Origin of the sequence: Ideonella sp., from assembly GCF_041914305.1 — a bacterium.
In the GTDB taxonomy this organism is placed as follows: Bacteria; Pseudomonadota; Gammaproteobacteria; order Burkholderiales; family Burkholderiaceae_C; genus Ideonella.
On sequence record NZ_JAYSDQ010000034.1, the window covers coordinates 1 to 3,893 of the forward strand.

Consider the following 3,893-nt stretch of genomic DNA (forward strand, 5'->3'; position numbering starts at 1 on the left):
CGCCCTTGAGCACCAGGATCACGTGGTTGTAGATGACCTCGATGCCGTTGACGTTCAAAAGCACATTGCTCATACCGGTCCTCTTGACTCATTCAAGTGCCGCACGCGGCACTTGAATGAAGGCCCCGCCAAGGGGCCGCCCCCGCCGGGCGGGGGGTGGGGGTGCCTCAGACCCCTCTCGCCTGGCGAGAGGGGAAGGGGAGAGTGCAGAAACGTTCAGCCGCCCGCGGCGGACAAGGGGTGGAAAGCGGCCATCAAGACTGGCAATCCTCCGGCGCCCGCCGTGTGATCTTCTTCTCCGCCGCGTATTTGTCAGCCGCGGCTTTGACCATCGGGCGCAGGATCTGTGCGTCCGCCTCGATCCAGTCCGAGCTGAACTGCCAGGCCTTGCCGCTCCAGGTGTGCACGCGGGCCCAGTTGGCGCCCATGTGGTCGACGCAACTGGTGCTGATCGGCCGCATCACGCCGGCGAAGCCCAGCCCGTCGAGCTTGGCCTGGTCGAGCGACAGGTTCTCCAGGCCCCAGCGCACCTGCTCGCCGGTCATCACCTTGCCCTTGCCGTAGCGTTCTTGCGCGCGTTTGACGCCCTCGACCGCCAGCATCGCCGACATCAGGCCGCGCGTGTACAGCACGGTGCCCACCTCTTCGGCCGGGCCGGTGCCCTGGCCCTTTTCGTGCAGCAGCTTCAGCACCTCGGTGTGCACCTTGCTGCGGCCGGCGCCGTGCTGCATCGCGAGCGCGTTGTAGCCCTTGGCACCTTCGCCCACGTCTTTCACGTCGGGCTCGGCGCCGCTCCACCACACGCCGTACATCTTCTCGCGCGGGTAGCCGGTGGCCTGGGCTTCCTTCAGCGCGGTCGAGTTCATCACGCCCCAGCCCCACAGCAGCACATAGTCGGGCCGGCTCTGGCGCACCTGCAGCCAGGTCGATTTCTGCTCGACCCCCGGCGCGGTCACCGGCAGCAGTTGCAGCTCGAAGCCCAGCTGCTTGCTGCGCTCGGTCAGCAGCGGGATCGGCTCCTTGCCATAGGGGCTGTCGTGGTAGACCAGCGCGATCTTCTTGCCCTTGAGCTTGTCGAGCCCGCCTTCCTTCTGGCCGATGTTCTGCACCAGCACGTCGGCCGCGACCCAGTAGGTGCCGGCGAGCGGGAAGTTCCACTTGAACACGCCACCGTCGGCGCTTTCGCTGCGGCCGTAGCCGGCGGTGATGAGCGGGATCTTGTCGATCGGCGCCTTCTCGGTCAGCGCGAAGGTGATGCCGGTGGACAGCGGCTGGAACACCGTGGCGCCCTTGCCCTTCAGGCGCTCGTAGCACTCGACGCCCTTGTCGGTGGCGTAGCCGGTCTCGCACTCTTCGAAGCTGATCTTCACGCCGTTGATGCCGCCCTTGGCATTGACGAGCTTCAGGTAGTCGACATAACCATTGGCGAAGGGCACGCCGTTGGGCGCGTAGGCCCCGGTGCGGTAGACCAGCACCGGGAAGAACTGCTCCTTGGCCTGCGCGAATGCCGCCGGCGCCGTGACCAGCGCCGCCAGCCCAGAGGCCGCCAGCAGCGCGGCGGATGCGAGGGTCTTCATCTTCAACATGTCTACCTCCAGAGGTGGGGAAAAGCACTCGTCAGTGCGGTGGGCGGGCTTCGTGGGCCCGGTGTCATCAATTCAATGCGGGAAGGGCCACAGGCGCAGCTTCTCTTTCGCGGTCGACCAAAGGCGGGCCAGGCCGTGCGGCTCGACGACCAGGAAGAACACGATCAGCGCGCCGAACACCATGTTGGTCAGGTGCGAGGCCAGCGCGGTGTCGACCGGAATGCCGAACCAGTAGGGCAGGTTGTCCAGCACGATCGGCAACACGATGATGAAGGCCGCGCCGAAGAAGCTGCCCATGATCGAGCCCAGGCCGCCGATGATGACCATGAACAGCAGCTGGAACGAGCGGTCGATCGAGAAGGCGGCCGGCTCCCACGAGCCCAGGTGCACGAAGCCCCACAGCGCGCCGGCGATGCCGACGAAGAACGAGCTCACCGCGAACGCCGACAGCTTGGCGTAGACCGGGCGGATGCCGATCACCGACGCGGCCACGTCCATGTCGCGCATCGCCATCCACTCGCGGCCGATGTGGCCACGCACCAGGTTCTTGGCCATCAGCGCGCACACACACACCAGGCCGAGGCAGAACAGGTACTTGTCGGCGGGCGTGTCGATGTGCCAGCCCAGCACCTGCAGCCCCGACACGCTGACCGAGCCCGACGACGAGTCGTTGGTGAACCACTTGATGCGCAGAAAGGCCCAGTCGGTGAAGAACTGCGCCGCCAGCGTCGCGACCGCGAGGTACAGGCCCTTGATGCGCAAGCTCGGGATGCCGAACAGCACGCCGACCGCTGTCGAGCACACCCCCCCGAGCACCAGCGACAGCAGCAGCGGCATGCCCTCGATGCGCACGTTGAAGTTGTAGGCCGCATACGCGCCGATCGCCATGAAGGCGCCGGTGCCCAGCGAGATCTGGCCGCAGTAGCCGACGAGGATGTTCAGCCCGATCGCGGCCAGCGCCAGGATCAGGAACGGAACCAGGATCGCGCGCAGCAGGTATTCGCTGGCCAGGCCCGGCACGACGACGAAGGCCAGCGCGAGGAACGCGATGATGACGATGCGGTCCTGGCGGATCGGGAAGATCTGTTGATCCGCCCGGTAGCTGGTCTTGAACTGGCCGTTTTCGCGATAAAGCATGTGCTACTTTCCCGATGATCTTTTGGCTCCGGCCGCGCCCTGCGGTCGCTTAACTTCGCTGCGCGAAGTTAGCCTGCGCCGGAAGATCATTGCCCGTGTCATACACGGTCAATGATCTTCTCGCCGAACAGGCCCTGTGGCCGGAACAGCAAGAACAACAACGCCATCACATAAGCAAACCAGATCTCGATGCCGCCGCCCATCATCGGCCCGAGGTAGACCTCGCTGAGCTTCTCGCCGACGCCGATGATCAGCCCGCCGATGATGGCGCCGGGCACTGACGTGAGGCCGCCGAGGATCACCACCGGCAAGGCCTTCAGCGCGACCTGCGACAGCGAGAACTGCACGCCGAGCTTGCTGCCCCAGATGATCCCGGCGACCAGCGCGGCGAAGCCGGCGACCGACCACACGATGACCCAGATGCGCGACAGCGGGATGCCGATCGACTGCGCCGCCTGGTGGTCGTCGGCCACCGCACGCAGCGCGCGGCCGGTGGCCGTCTTCTGGAAGAACAGTGCCAGCACCGCCACCAGCGCGGCTGCGATCACCGCGGCGGCCAGGTCTTCCTGGCTGATCAGCACGCCACCGGGAAAGGTCTGCTCGAACAGGAACATCGGGTCCTTCGGCAGGCCGACGTCGATCTTGTAGATGTCCGAGCCGAACAGGGTCTGGCCGAAGCCGTCGAGGAAGTAGGTGATGCCGAGCGTGGCCATCAGCAGCGCGATCGGCTCCTGGTTGACCAGCTTGGACAGGCACAGCCGCTCGATCAGCCAGGCCACCGCGACCATGCAGGCCATCGCCAGCACGAAGGCCACGCCGTTGGCCAGCAGCTTGCTGTCGGTGCCCAGCCATTGCGGCACCCATTCGGCAAAACGCGCCATCGCCAGCGCGGCGAACAGCACCATCGCGCCTTGCGCGAAGTTGAAGACGCCGCTGGCCTTGAAGATCAGCACGAAGCCGAGCGCGATCAGCGAATACAGCATGCCCGCCATCAGGCCGCCGAAGAAGGTCTCGAGGAAGAATCCCATCGCGTGTTCTGCCTTCAGTGGCCGAGTCAGTGGCTGGTGCCCAGGTAGGCGCTGATGACGTCGGGGTTGGCGCGCACCTCGTCGGGCGTGCCGTCGCCGATCTTCTTGCCGTAGTCGAGCACCACCACGCGGTCGGAGATGT

Annotated in this window: 3 protein-coding genes and 1 pseudogene; all 4 read right to left on the reverse strand. The window is 65.9% G+C overall.

Features of this window, described 5'->3' with window-relative positions:
- Positions 1-254 precede the first annotated feature (254 nt).
- Entirely contained in the window at positions 255-1,583 is a 1,329-nt protein-coding gene (locus ACE3SG_RS28340) for an ABC transporter substrate-binding protein (protein WP_374569622.1), read from the reverse strand.
- A gap of 75 nt (positions 1,584-1,658) precedes the next feature.
- Entirely contained in the window at positions 1,659-2,723 is a 1,065-nt protein-coding gene (locus tag ACE3SG_RS28345) for a branched-chain amino acid ABC transporter permease (RefSeq protein ID WP_374569620.1), read from the reverse strand.
- 98 nt (positions 2,724-2,821) lie between these two features.
- The gene (locus tag ACE3SG_RS28350; RefSeq protein ID WP_374569621.1) at positions 2,822-3,751 is read right to left on the reverse strand and encodes a branched-chain amino acid ABC transporter permease; all 930 of its coding nucleotides are present in this window, start codon (positions 3,749-3,751) and stop codon (positions 2,822-2,824) included.
- Between the two features lie 26 nt (positions 3,752-3,777).
- Positions 3,778-3,893 (reverse strand): annotated as a pseudogene (locus ACE3SG_RS28355) (ABC transporter ATP-binding protein); the annotation flags it as partial.